Raw genomic sequence first — 13,219 nt, forward strand, 5'->3', positions numbered from 1 at the left:
AAAAGACGTGATTTAGAAAGGATGAACATCGAATGAAAAAGCTAAAAATCGGCATTACCTGTTATCCAACAGTTGGAGGCTCTGGTGTAATTGCAACAGAATTAGGCAAAATGCTTGCAGAAAGAGGGCATGAAATTCATTTCATTACCTCAAGCGTACCATTTCGATTGAATAAAATTTATCCAACCGTCTTTTTCCATGAAGTCGAAGTTAATAATTATTCAGTGTTTCAATATTCACCATACGATATTGCATTAGCGAGTAAAATGGCAGACGTCATCAAGGATGAAGAGTTGGATGTGTTGCATGTGCATTACGCAATTCCACATGCAGTATGTGCTGTGTTAGCACGTGAAATGAGTGGGCGAGATATTGGCATCGTTACAACACTTCATGGCACAGATATATCAGTGCTTGGGCAGGATTCTACGCTTTCACAGGCCATTAAGTATGGAATTGATAAATCTGATATTGTGACGACCGTGTCACACGCATTAAAAGAACAAACTTATGAATTAATTGATACAGTTAAGCCCATTGAAACCATTTATAACTTTGTGGATGAACGTGAGTACTTCCCTCGTAATTCCAGAAACCTAAAAGAGCAATTTGGTATTCAAGAAGATGAAAAAGTTCTCATCCATGTATCTAACTTCCGCAAAATCAAGAATCTTCCACATATTATTGAAGCCTTTATGAAAATACGTGCTAATGTGAAGGCAAAGCTCTTATTGGTGGGTGATGGGCCCGAAAAGCATCGTGTAATGGACCAAGTAAAGGAAAGTCCATATATGAAGGATGTTCTATTTTTAGGAAAACAAGAAAATTTAGCTGAGCTATATGCTATTAGTGACCTAAAATTGTTACTTTCTCAACAGGAATCGTTTGGACTGGTTTTATTAGAGGCAATGGCTTGTGGAGTACCTTGTATTGGAACAAATGTAGGGGGTATCCCGGAAGTCATTGAACATGGTGTGGATGGCTTTATTGTGGACTTAGGAGATACTGAAACGGTAGCTGAATATGCTGTTCAGTTGTTGCAAGATGAGGAAAAATTGCTGCGTTTCAGAGAGGCAGCCATTCGAGCAGTCGGCGACAAATTCCACTCGTCCAAAATTGTAGAACAATACGAAAATCTGTACGAGAAGGTTGCGGAAAGAAATCATGCAAAACAATAAAGAATGGCAAACAGCCTATTCAGTAATTGAACAATTAGAACAAGCAGGCTTTGAGGCAGTTATTGTAGGTGGAGCTGTTAGGGATGCTTTACTGAATCGCCCTGCGCATGATGTCGATGTTGCGACAAACGCGCTGCCTGAAGAGGTAAAGTCAGTTTTTCAACGGACTGTAGATATTGGAATTCAGCATGGGACGGTACTTGTTATCGTACCTGCTGGGCCAGTTGAGGTAACAACTTATCGTACAGATGGGGAATATACAGACCATCGAAGACCCGATAAAGTGCAATTCGTTCGCTCTCTGCAAGACGATTTACAACGCCGTGATTTTACAATGAATGCCATCGCTATGCGTCATGATGGCACTTTTGTTGATTATTACGGGGGTCGTCAAGATATTGAACTTCGTGTTATTCGAGCTGTTGGAGATGCTGACAAACGTTTTGCTGAGGATGCCTTGCGCATGTTACGAGCAATTCGTTTTTCAGCACAGCTTGATTTCACAATAGCGAAAGATACTATGACTGCGATACAAAATAGAGCGCCCGATATCGCTTTTATTGCAAAAGAACGAATTAAAGCAGAGCTAGATAAGCTATGGCTTGGAACGTCCGTTTTTAGTGGCCTTCAAAAATTAGAGGAAAGTGGCTTGGCAGCTTATTTACATGGGAATTTTCAGGCTCATCGCTGGTATGATTTTCGGACTGAGGACAAGCATGTAGGCTGGGCTTATTTTGCTTTACTTCAAGGTGCAAATTGGCGAGAGATTCTACGGGATTATCGATTGTCCAATAAAGAAATGGCGTTCGTTAAAGCTGTATTGACAGCCTATGAAGCGTTAAATAGTGGCTGGACAAACATTCATTATTTTACCTACAAAGAACAGGAGTTAGAAGCAGCCATATATTTCGCAAAACTACTCCAACTGGACGTTTGTTTACCTAGCCAGCCTATTCGTGTATTACAGGATCAGCTACCCATTCAACAGAAGCAAGAAGTTGTGGTGAATGGAGCGGATTTACTTAAATGGTCTGGAAAAAAGGGAGGCCCTTGGGTAAAAGAAGTATTAGGCGACATACTGGAAGCCATAATTCATAATGAACTTGAAAATGACCAGGAGCGTATAAAAAATTGGCTAGATTGCCACTACTTCCATGAAGCGTAAGCATATATATATTGACAACAAGCCGTCTCAGGAAAATGTGGGACGGCTTGTCATTTTATATCACTGATGGTCATTTCAGTTGATTTACAGTATGATGAAGTATAGTTACATAAAAAGCGGAGTTTACAAAAGGATTGATGTGAACATGACAATTTCCATAAAAGACGAAATTTTAAAAAGAATACTGGCTGCCAATGGAGAAGCAGTTTCAGGTCAAGAATTAGCGGATTCCCTTGGTGTCTCAAGGACGGCTGTCTGGAAACATATGCAGACATTACAAGAAGAAGGCTACACGTTTGAAACGATAAAGAAAAAAGGCTATGTATTAACAGGTGTACCAAATAGTTTAAGTCCCACACAAATTGACCTTTTTTTAAAAACAGAGCATTTTGGAAGAAAAATTCATTATTTCGATGTTGTAGATTCCACACAAACGATTGCCCATAAACTTGCACAAGAGGGTGCACCACATGGCACAGTCATTATTGGTGAAGAGCAAACAGCAGGTCGAGGTCGGATGGCTCGTCCGTGGGAATCAGTGCATGGTAGCGGTATTTGGATGACGATTATCGTTCGACCTGATGTCACACCTCAACAGGCATCCTCTTATACGCTTGTTGTCGCAGTGGCTGTCACAATGGCCATTACAACACTCTATAAAGATATTGAGCCAGCTATCAAATGGCCCAATGATTTATTAATTAATGGAAAAAAATGTACAGGTATTTTGACGGAGATGCAGGCAGAGGCAGATCTGGTACAGGCATTACTAGTTGGCATTGGAATAAACGCTAACCAGGAGGCAGCCGATTTCTCATCAAATATTGCGGAGATTGCTACTTCACTACGATTAGAAGCAGGTGAGGAAATTAATCGTGCAGCACTTGTAGCATTAATTTTACAGTACCTTGAGCAATTTACAGAGCTATATGTCGAAGAAGGATTTGCAAGTATTAAAACCCTATGGGAGCAGCTGTCTTGTACGATTGGTCAGCGTATTGAGGTGACGACAATACGAGAACGCTTTGAAGGGATAGCTAGTGGAATTACAGATGATGGGGTGCTACAGCTTACACAAGATGATGGTTTGGTCCGCACCATTTATGCAGGAGATATCAAAATACTATAAAAAAAGAAGCTGCAAGGTGTGTACCTGCAGCTTTTTTGATGACTTCAATTATTATTATTTGAGTGAAACATTGACATCACCGTGCGATAAAGAAACGTTCAGCTGGTCATCACCCTTGTAAAGCTGAGTGACCTTGCCATTTTCTTCTGTGCCATTAACCGTTATATCCCCAAAACTTGTTTTTACTTCATAACCAAGATCACTTTGTTTATTTTGTAAGTGAAGCGTTGCATCTCCAAAGCTAGATGTAATGGTTGATGTCCCATTTAAAGTTCCAGCAATATGAATATCACCATGCTCACTTTCGATGTTTACACCATTACTAGAATATTGCTTGAACGTTAAATCCCCAAAGTCCTGTGTAATCTCTGTTTTCTCTCCAGTTATGTTGTTGAAGGTAATATCTCCGTAATTTTGCATTAAATTTAGCTGTTGATAATGCAACCCTCGAAGTGTTGTATCCCCGAATTCACTATCTATTACAATCGCCTCTATGCTAGTATTTGCTGGAACATAGATTTTGATAGAGGGAGAAGAAAAGCTAGAGAAGCCAAATGCAAACCCATTTTTTTTCTTTGCCTTTGTTTCAATCTGTAAAGTTCCATCTTCAACATGATACGAGACGTCTTGTTGTTCGAGTACATTCGTTTCCAGTTTATAATTGTCTTCAGTTGAGACAATGGTAATATCCCCATAATCATTCACGATATTTATACTAGTAAACTTATCTAGGTTATATGATTCATGAATTAGTTTATGGCTACCTGGCACGTGAAGGCCATCCCCATCTTTGATAATGAACCATCGACCTCCTGAAAAATAGCCGACCAATGTCAGTAAAATACCTAATGCAATTATGGTTATCGCAACAAGGGAGTTTTTAGAAGTCATTTACAGGCCTCCTTTCTTTGTTTTCGTTATTTTATGGAACAATCTGCCCAATGTTTCTACAGAGACCAGGACGGTTTTCTTAATAAAACGCGCAACGAATGGAAAGAGTAAGACACCCAACCCTGTAATGATTAAGCCAACCCCCATAAATAATAATGCGGTTGGCCAATGCTCCGTTAAAATAAAGAATCCTGAAATAAGGGCAGCCATTCCGCCGATAAAAATACTTAAAATGCCAGCTCCAATCGCAAAAATCAAACTAATAATGACAGCACCAAATGATACAATAAGGGCGATAGCTGTTGCCAGAAGTGGTAAAGAAAGCGGTGCAGAAAGGATAGCTAGAATAATAAGCCATATAGCTGTCATATTCTTTTTAGTCGATTTCTCCGAAGTGTTTTCTAAATCTTTCAAGGCAAAATCTGCCAATATTTGCGAGGCAACATGAGAGGGGGAGCCTAGCTCTGAAATAACCTGTTGCTCATTTTCCTCTCCTGCTTCTTCAAAGTATTCTTCATAATAGGCAAGAGCCGTGTCTAACTCATGCGCAGGAAGTCGCCGTAATTTCCCTCGTAGCTTTTTCAAATAGCTATCTCTATCCATCTATATTCCCTCCTAAAAGTACACAATCAACCTTTTCCTTATACACTCGCCATTCTTTTAAAAGCTCTAATAATCGTATACGGCCATCCTCTGTAATTTGATAATAGCGTCTATTTCTACCTTGATAGGGCTGATCGTAGGTTGTTAAATAATCCGCTTTTTGTAAGCGACGTAATACGGGGTACAGTGTAGACTCTGAAATATCCATGACGGATTGTACTTGCTGAGTTAAGGAATAGCCGTATGCATCTTCTTTGTCCACAATGGCCAATACACAAGCATCTAGTAAAGCTGAGCCAAGCTGAAATGTCATCTTTCCACCTCACATTCATTACTTATACTTCATTTTATATTATATGCCATATAGTATGAGGATAGTATATGACGTATAGCATTGATTGTCAAATTTTATAAATGAAAGTTGTTATTATTAGAAAATAATATTTGAAGATTACAAGTTTTATTGTTATAGTATGTGCTGAAGGGCAGTATCCATTGTGAACGGCACCTTCTAAACGCAAGATCCAATACGAACAAATATCTGCCTTGATCTTTATGACAGGGACGGAAGAAAACAATACGTTCAACAAGTAGCTCACTTTCAAAGTGAAGCTAGCACCTCTTGCCGAGTTATGCAGGGGGCTTTTTGCTAACGAACGAAACACAACCCTTCTGTCCATTTTGGAACCGAGGGGTTTTTCTGTTTTCTTCCCTTAAAAAGGAGGACTACAAAATGAAAACGACAACAGATTTTTTAAAGATGAAAGCGGCAGGCGAGAAAATCGTGATGGTGACTGCCTACGATTATCCAGCCGCTAAATTTGCAGAGGCTGCTAATGTTGACATGATTCTAGTAGGAGATTCACTTGGAATGGTTGTCCTTGGCTACGATTCTACAATGCCAGTGACTGTAGCAGACATGATTCATCATGCAAAAGCAACTCGACGTGGGGCGAAGGATACTTTTGTGGTAGTTGATATGCCATTTGGTTCCTATCATGGTGATGTCAATGAAACATTGAAAACGGCCATTTATATGATGCAAGAAACAGGTGCTGACGCCTTAAAAGTAGAAGGGGCAGGAGATATCATTCCGGTCATTCAAAAACTTACAACTGCAGGTATTCCAGTGGTTGCTCATTTAGGCTTACTGCCACAATCAGCAGGCGTACTTGGTGGATATAAGGTGCAGGGGAAAACGGCTGAACAGGCAACAAAACTTATTGAGGATGCCAAGCAGTGTGAAGAGGCTGGTGCATGTGCAGTCGTCTTGGAATGTATTCCACATCAGCTAACAGAAATTGTGTCAGCTCATCTTATCATTCCTACCATAGGTATTGGTGCAGGTGTAGAAGCAGATGGCCAAGTGTTGGTTTATCATGACATGTTAAGCTATGGCTCACATCATGTGCCAAAGTTTGTTCAACAATTTGCCAATATGGGGAAAGAGGCAAGTGAAGGAATGGTTCGCTATGTGGAAGCTGTCAAAGCAGGTACTTTCCCAGCACAGAAGCATTTCTTCACAATGAAAGAGGATGCATTAGACCAGCTATATGGAGGCGTCCAATCATGAAGGTCATGACAACGATACAAGCATTAACCGCTGAAATTCAAGCAGCTAAACAAGCTCATAAAACGATTGGCCTTGTTCCGACTATGGGATATTTACATGAAGGCCACTTAACATTGGCTCAAACAGCACGTGCAGAAAATGATTTAGTTGTCATGAGTATATTCGTCAACCCAACACAATTTGGACCAAATGAAGATTTTGAAAGTTACCCACGGGATTTGCCAAGAGATATTGCGTTAGCAGAGTCTGTCGGCGTAGACCTTGTATTCGCACCAAGTGTTGAAGAAATGTATCCGCAGGATGGTGGAATTCGTATTCATGCGGGTGAACAGGCAACGATTCTTTGCGGAGCAAGTCGTCCTGGCCATTTTGATGGTGTGCTACAAGTTGTAGCAAAATTATTCCATCTTACACTTCCCACTAGAGCATATTTCGGCCAAAAAGATGCCCAGCAGGTTGCCATTATTACAACAATGGTCCGTGATTTTAATTTTCCTTTAGACATGCGCGTCGTACCTATTGTCCGAGAGGAAGATGGATTAGCAAAGTCTTCTCGCAACATTTATCTAAGCGAATCGGAAAGAGAAGAGGCTCCTGCCATTCATGAAGCACTACAATTGGCTCGGGATAGCTTTTTAGCAACGGGAGATGTTAGGGAAGCATTAGCAAAGGCCAAAGCTCATATTCAAATACAAACTCATGGCCGAATTGACTATATTGAATTATTAGCCTACCCAGATTTAACACCAGTGACTGAAACGACACAACAAGTATTGTTGGCAGCTGCTGTGTATATTGGGAAGACACGCTTAATTGATAATAGTATCTTTACTGTGAAAGAGGGACTATAAATATGTTACGAATGATGATGAATAGTAAAATCCACCGTGCAACAGTGACACAGGCAGATTTAAATTATGTCGGCTCCATAACAATTGATGAGGACATACTTGAGGCAGTTGGTATGCTCCCAAATGAAAAGGTACATGTTGTTAATAATAATAATGGCGCTCGTTTTGAAACGTATATTATTGCTGGTGAGCGTGGTTCAGGTGTAATTTGTGTGAATGGGGCGGCAGCCCGACTCGTACAGCGTGGCGATATTGTCATTATTATTTCCTATGTATATGTGGATAATCATGAGGCTAAGGATCATAAACCGACTGTTGCCATTATGGGAGAAGATAATTCGATTAAAGAAATGATTTCTTATGAACCAGAAGCAACAGTGATGTAAGACAAGAGAACGTTTTACCATGATTCCAGAAACAAATGAGTAAAGTGGCTGGAAATCGATATCAAAAAGGAGGATGGCAAGGCTCATGACTGTAGCCGATTAGCCCATCCTCCTTTTTATGTAATCAAAACCGCTACAAAAGTACTGGTAAAATTTTGTTTTTCTAACTATTAAACTAGTTTGTGAAATTAAAATTTTACAAATGTTCTAGTATTTTATGAGATATTTATGTAGAATTTAGTTGTTAGTACATCATTTTACTAGTGGAGGTATCATTTGTAATGGAAAATAAACGTAACAAATTTTTAACAGCAACTGCAGCAGCATTGGCTATCACAGCGGTAGCAGCAGCACCAGCATCAGCAGCTAGCCCATTTTCGGATGTAAAGGAAAGTCATGCAGATTATAAGGGCATTTCGACACTTTATGCGGCAGGTATTATTAGCGGATTCCCAGATGGTACATTCAAACCTGATACAAATGTCACGCGCGGACAGGCTGCAAAAATGATTGCAGGCGCATTAAAGCTAGACACGAAAGAAGTTGTGAATCCAAACTTTAAGGATATTGATGCAGCTAATCCGTATTACGGCCCAATCGCTGCATTAGTAGTATTAAAAGTTGTTTCAGGCTATGGAGATAATACATTCCGTCCAAACCAAACGATTACACATGGTGATTTGGCAAAAATCTTGTCATCTATTCCTAATTTACCAGAATTAGAGAGTGCTAAAAATCATGAAGCTAGTAAAAGTGTAACACGTGGACAACTCGCAACATTGATTGCAGAAGCTCTAACTAAATTAAACCCAGAAACGCCTGAAAAACCAGAAGATGCATTTACATTATCCATTTTACATGTTAATGATACACATGCTCGTGCAAATGAACTACCGAAATTAGCAACAGCTGTAAAAGAGCAACGTGAAACAAAGAAAAATGTTTTAACTTTACATGCGGGTGATGCATTTAGTGGTACATTATACTTCAATGAGTTCCATGGGCAAGCAGATTTAGCGCTATTAAATGAAATTGGCTTTGACGCTATGGTATTTGGTAACCATGAATTTGATTTAGGTTCATCACCTGAAGGACATCAAGCACTTGCAGACTTTGTTAAAGGTGCTAAATTCCCATTTGTGGATGCCAATACAGACTTTTCAGCAGATGCAAAATTTACAGGTTTATTTACAGATCTTATTTCAAGTGAACCTGAAAACGGTAAAATCTATTCAGGTATTGTAAAAGAAATTGATGGAGAAAAAGTTGGTATCTTTGGTTTAACAACAGAAGAAACTTTGGATATTGCTTCTCCAGGTAAAGTGAAATTCACTAACTATATTGAAGAAGCGAAAAAAGCAGTAGCTGCTTTTGAGGGAATGGGCGTTAATAAAATTATTGCTTTAACACATATTGGCTATAATGATAATCCAAATGTGGATAATGATATTTTACTAGCGAAAAACGTACCAGGCATCGATGTAATTGTTGGTGGACATGACCATACTAAATTAGACGAGCCATTTGTTGTAGATACAAACACTGTAGGCGAAGCAAAAGATGCAACATTAATTGTACAAGCTAATGAGTATGTCAAATTTTTAGGAACATTGGATGTCACATTTGATGGCAAAGGTGTTGTCACTGAGTACGGTGGCGAATTAATCGACCTTGGTAAAGTAGCTGAAGATAAAGCATTAGTAAAATTACTAGCGCCATATAAAGCAAAAATTGATGAAGTTAACAACAAGGAAATCGGTGTGAAAATTTCTGAGGAGTTAGCAAATCCACGTGCAACTGAAACAAACTTAGAAAGTGTACGTAGCAATGAAACAGCGTTAGGTAATATTATTACAGATGGTATGTTGGCAAAAGCACAAAAATATACAGATAAAACAGTTGTCATGGCACTACAAAATGGTGGCGGTATTCGTGCAGCAATTCCAGCAGGCAATATTACGGTTGGACAAGTGATTACAGTATTACCATTTGGTAACACATTAGCATTAATGGATACTACTGGAGCTGAGCTAAAAGCAGCATTTGAAGTTTCCTTAAAAAATGCACCTAAAGAAAATGGTGGTTTCCTACACATTGGTGGAGCGAAATTACAATATGACTCATCAAAAGAAGCTGGCTCACGTGTTGTTTCAATCGAATATTTAGATAAAGCAACTGGCAAGTATGTTGCTTTAGAAGATAATAAAACATATACAGTAGCAACGAATGCCTTCACTGCTAAAGGTGGAGACGGCTTTGATATGTTTGCTAAAGCATATGAAGAAGGTCGAGTAACAGATTTAGGTTTATCTGATTGGGAGAACCTACAAGAGCAATTATTATCATTAAAAGAAGTGAAAACAACTGCTGAAGGTCGTATTGTTGATGTTGCAAAAAAGAAATAATACTTTCTAAAAAATAGCTTGAAAACAACATCATCTTTAAAATATGTCACAAGGCTATTTCCGCAACCTTAAAGGATTCCCTGAGGTTGCGGTTTTTTAATTTATATGGAGCAAAAGGAATTGCCTATTAGAAGACGTGTAGGGGAGAAAGGATGCTGCTGAACCAAATATATGATAAAATTCTTCTTATCTAATGTGAACTGTGAGTTGAGATGTATGATGGAAAGTCAAAAATATGCCATTGTGGATTTGGAGACAACGGGTCATTCACCAGCGAATGGGGACCGGATGATTCAAATTGCCATTGTTATTATGAAGGATTGGGAAATTGAGCGTACCTATACGAAATTTATTAACCCAGGCAAAGCCATTCCTACTTTTATTCAAGATTTAACGCATATAACAAATGAGGATGTAAAGGATTCATACCCTTTTGAGGAACATGCGGATTACATATATGAGCTACTGGCTGATTGTGTGTTTGTAGCCCATAATGCCGATTTTGACTTATCATTTTTACAGGCGGAGTTTAAACGGGCAGGCCTTCCAAAGTGGCAAGGTAAAAAAATGGATACAGTAGAGCTAGCAAAAATTTTGTTTCCGATGTCACTCGGCTTTAAGCTAGGAGACTTGGCGGCGGATTTAAATATAGAGTTGGCCAATGCACATCGAGCGGATGATGATGCTCGTGCTACAGCAGAGCTGTTCAAATGTTGTTGGAAAGAGCTACTAAGTCTGCCTCAACTAACATTAGAACAAATGCATAAGCGTTCTTTTCGCTTAAAATCGAATATTTCACAGCTTTTTTTCGAGGCACTGCAAATAAAACGTCAGCATAAAACAGGCAATGAAAATGTGCACTATTACCGGAATTTTGCGATTTGTAATGGTCGTAATAAACATGACAATGCGTCAGAGACGATTGATTATCCGCAAACAGTGGCAGATAAAACGGCCTTAATGACAAAGGCTCTACCCAATTTTGAAGAACGTCCAGCACAATTTGAGATGATGGATACGATTTGGCAAGCACTACATGAGCAAAAGGAATGTGTAATTGAAGCTTCCACGGGTATTGGCAAAACGGCAGGTTATTTACTGCCAGCCATTGTATATGCTCGTACTGTCCATAAGAAAATCGCGATTAGTACCTATACATCCTATCTACAAGAACAGCTTGTAGAGGAGGAGCTACCAAAGATAGAGAAAATCCTTGGTACAAAAGTAAACATATGCGTACTAAAGGGGATGCAGCATTATATTGATCTAGATCGTTTTGAACAATGTATGGCATATGGTGACGAATCCTATGATGATACTTTTTCTATTTTACAGATTCTCGTTTGGCTGACGAAAACAGAGACGGGTGTGCTAAGTGAGCTGAATGTATCAGGTGGCGGACAACTGTTTTTAGAGAAAATCCGCAAAATACCAAATGACAAACCATCTAAAGGCTTTGATTTCTATGAACAAGCTCTAAAGAACAGTGCATTTGCTGACTGCATTGTGACAAATCATGCTATGGTTTTAAGCGATTTGGTTCGTCAAACGCCGATATTTACACAAGTAGATGGATGGGTAATTGATGAAGCACATCAATTTATTCAGGCTGCGATGCAACAGGATGAAATAGTCTTCTCCTATACGCAATGGAAATATATTTTCGGTCAAATTGGCACAATGGAGGACACAGCACTATATCACCTTTTTTGTGAAGCGGCAAAGAAAAAACAACGCGTATCGATGCAAAGTTTACAGCGACTGGATGCTCAGTTTATCCGGTTACAGCGTGCATTTGATGAGACCATTCAACGAACAGTTCAAAGCATGCAGCAGCATATGAAAGGGAAGCGAGCTAGCAGCAAATGTACCTTGTTTATAGAGGATGTAACGCTTGCCAAAGAGTCATTTTTACATGTAAGCAAACTAACTCAGCAATGGCTTGATCTTGCGACTGAAGCAGCTCAAGGATTTGAAAATAATATTGAGCAATTAGATAAAAATGATCTTTATGTTGTATCCGAATGGCATTATTGGATTCGAGAAGTAAAAATAAAAATTGCGGAATGGGAAGACATATTCCTGTCACCACAGGACGGAAGTTCAGTTTGGCTAGAATTTGATGTTCGAAGTGTTCCTGGCAGTTTACATGTTTTTAAAAAACCAGCCAATGTAACACCCATTATTGAACAAGTATTAGCACCTCTTCGCAAGCAAGCGAGCATTATATGGACATCAGGCACATTAACGGTACCAGGCAATGAGCGTTTTGTTACACGACAATTAGGAATTTCTGATAGCGTTGAAGTAATAAAATTACAAGCACCGCCAGCCTATTATGCGGGTGCAAAGGCATATATTGTCACTGATATGCCAGACATTCAGCATGTTAGTCAGGAAGAATATATTGAGGCAGTTGCTCATGCGATTACGAGAACTGTTAGAATGACAGAAGGTCGTTGTTTTGTGCTTTTCACAGCCCAGGATATGCTACGGAAAACAGTCGAGCTCATTCAAGATAGTGAACTTTTAGATGATTATATGCTTTTTGCGCAAGGTGTTACAGGTGGTAGCCGTATGCGCATTCTGAAATCATTTCAAAAATTTAGCCATGCTGTTCTTTTTGGAACAAACAGTTTTTGGGAAGGTGTAGATGTTCCTGGAGATGCCCTTGCCTCTGTTATTGTCGTGCGGCTGCCATTTTCTTCACCAGAAGAGCCTATCTTTAAGGCAAGAGCTCAGCATCTTACAGCGCAAGGACGCAATTCCTTCACGGAGTTGTCATTGCCTGAGGCTATTATGCGCTTTAAGCAAGGCTTTGGTCGCTTAATTCGTTCCTCTCAAGATAAAGGTGCTTTTATTGTCCTCGACCGTCGAATAACAAGCAAATCCTATGGCAAAGAATTTATAAAAGCACTACCGCCAATCGACGTAAAGAAATTGCAGCTACCCGAATTATTAAAAGAACTGAACCATTGGCAAAAATAGAATGGACCCCTTTTAGCATGAGCTAGAAGGGGTTTTTAAATGGCTTAGAC

General features: G+C 39.4%; 11 protein-coding genes. 8 read left to right on the forward strand and 3 right to left on the reverse strand.

Annotation, left to right across the window (positions count from 1 at the left end; translation table 11 throughout):
• Window positions 1–32: 32 nt before the first annotated feature.
• From bshA to ACE1MS_RS06885, 3 genes are all read left to right on the forward strand, one after another.
• Window positions 33–1,178, forward strand: coding sequence for an N-acetyl-alpha-D-glucosaminyl L-malate synthase BshA (gene bshA / locus ACE1MS_RS06875; protein ID WP_012293660.1), 1,146 nt, complete (start codon window positions 33–35; stop codon window positions 1,176–1,178).
• Window positions 1,165–2,343 (forward strand): CCA tRNA nucleotidyltransferase, encoded by a 1,179-nt coding sequence (locus ACE1MS_RS06880; RefSeq protein WP_012293661.1) that lies wholly within the window; start codon window positions 1,165–1,167, stop codon window positions 2,341–2,343. Before bshA ends, ACE1MS_RS06880 begins: the two co-directional genes overlap by 14 nt.
• A 145-nt stretch (window positions 2,344–2,488) precedes the next feature.
• Window positions 2,489–3,472 carry a biotin--[acetyl-CoA-carboxylase] ligase gene (locus ACE1MS_RS06885; protein ID WP_012293662.1) on the forward strand — a complete coding sequence of 328 codons (984 nt, stop codon included), beginning with the start codon at window positions 2,489–2,491 and terminating at the stop codon, window positions 3,470–3,472.
• Window positions 3,473–3,526: 54 nt separating this feature from the next.
• On the opposite strand, the gene ACE1MS_RS06890 is transcribed toward ACE1MS_RS06885, so the two are convergent.
• Genes ACE1MS_RS06890 through ACE1MS_RS06900 form a run of 3 tightly spaced genes read right to left on the reverse strand, consistent with a single transcriptional unit; the run spans window position 3,527 to window position 5,279 of the window.
• Window positions 3,527–4,363, reverse strand: a complete 837-nt coding sequence (locus tag ACE1MS_RS06890) for a DUF4097 family beta strand repeat-containing protein (RefSeq protein ID WP_031417992.1) — start codon at window positions 4,361–4,363, stop codon at window positions 3,527–3,529.
• On the reverse strand, window positions 4,364–4,966 hold the full coding sequence (locus ACE1MS_RS06895) for a DUF1700 domain-containing protein (RefSeq protein WP_012293664.1): 603 nt from the start codon (window positions 4,964–4,966) through the stop codon (window positions 4,364–4,366).
• Window positions 4,959–5,279: a PadR family transcriptional regulator gene (locus ACE1MS_RS06900; protein WP_012293665.1), complete on the reverse strand. Its 321-nt coding sequence runs from the start codon at window positions 5,277–5,279 to the stop codon at window positions 4,959–4,961. Before ACE1MS_RS06900 ends, ACE1MS_RS06895 begins: the two co-directional genes overlap by 8 nt.
• Window positions 5,280–5,699: 420 nt before the next feature.
• Here ACE1MS_RS06900 and panB point away from each other — a divergent pair, with 420 nt between their 5' ends.
• The 5 genes from panB to dinG all read left to right on the forward strand — a co-directional run bounded on the left by panB (window position 5,700) and on the right by dinG (window position 13,169).
• Window positions 5,700–6,539 carry a 3-methyl-2-oxobutanoate hydroxymethyltransferase gene (panB, locus tag ACE1MS_RS06905; protein ID WP_012293666.1) on the forward strand — a complete coding sequence of 280 codons (840 nt, stop codon included), beginning with the start codon at window positions 5,700–5,702 and terminating at the stop codon, window positions 6,537–6,539.
• Window positions 6,536–7,390 carry a pantoate--beta-alanine ligase gene (gene panC, locus ACE1MS_RS06910; RefSeq protein ID WP_012293667.1) on the forward strand — a complete coding sequence of 285 codons (855 nt, stop codon included), beginning with the start codon at window positions 6,536–6,538 and terminating at the stop codon, window positions 7,388–7,390. The genes panB and panC overlap by 4 nt, the downstream gene beginning before the upstream one ends.
• A gap of 2 nt (window positions 7,391–7,392) precedes the next feature.
• A complete protein-coding gene (gene panD, locus ACE1MS_RS06915) occupies window positions 7,393–7,776 on the forward strand; it encodes an aspartate 1-decarboxylase (RefSeq protein WP_031417997.1) in 384 nt (127 codons plus the stop codon).
• A gap of 281 nt (window positions 7,777–8,057) precedes the next feature.
• Entirely contained in the window at window positions 8,058–10,181 is a 2,124-nt protein-coding gene (locus ACE1MS_RS06920) for a 5'-nucleotidase C-terminal domain-containing protein (RefSeq protein WP_447402785.1), read from the forward strand.
• Between the two features lie 216 nt (window positions 10,182–10,397).
• Entirely contained in the window at window positions 10,398–13,169 is a 2,772-nt protein-coding gene (dinG, locus tag ACE1MS_RS06925) for an ATP-dependent DNA helicase DinG (protein ID WP_447402786.1), read from the forward strand.
• Window positions 13,170–13,219: the final 50 nt, after the last annotated feature.

The sequence above is a fragment of the Lysinibacillus sp. fkY74-1 genome (assembly GCF_053165895.1).